Raw genomic sequence first — 576 nt, forward strand, 5'->3', positions numbered from 1 at the left:
GTTCAGATAAGTGTTGACAATCCACTTTAAATTATAGAACCCTAAAAATAACCACTGAATCAAATAATATCAGTGGTTATTTATTATATTTTAATATAAAATTTTATTTATTTTTTCTTCTAAATAAAGCGACTATTGCTGCAAATAAACCTGTGAAAAGCAATCCTACTTTTCCAATAAAACTTAAGTTATCTTCTTCATCTTCTTTTCGTTTATTTTTTGATTCTTTTTCTTCATTTTTTGTAACAGCTTCTTTTAAAGAATCTTTCATATCCTTGTTGTGTACCTTTGACTCAGATGAATTATTATTTTGTAACGATTCATCTGAGTGAACTTCTGTTTTTTGACTATTTAATTCTTTATTTTCATCAGTTTGAATTTCTTTCCCTACTTTAGGTTGCATTTCTGTTGCTGAATTTTCTTGTTTTTGTAGTAATGGATGTACTTGGTTTTCTGCTAGAAAAGTTATTACTTCTTGACGAGTGGCTTCCTCTTCTTGAACTTTACGTTGGGCTCCTGCTTGGCGAGCAGCTTCTTCTTCTTTCACTTTACGTTGAGCTTCTGCTTGACGAGCAG

The 576-nt window shown here is 30.6% G+C and carries 1 protein-coding gene; it reads right to left on the minus strand.

Annotated elements, in window-relative coordinates:
* Positions 1-103: 103 nt before the first annotated feature.
* A partial coding sequence (locus AC5EAH_RS08190; RefSeq protein ID WP_493494288.1) for a hypothetical protein occupies positions 104-576 on the minus strand: 473 nt, incomplete at its 5' end.

The sequence above is a fragment of the Staphylococcus sp. B1(2026) genome (genome assembly GCF_058895785.1).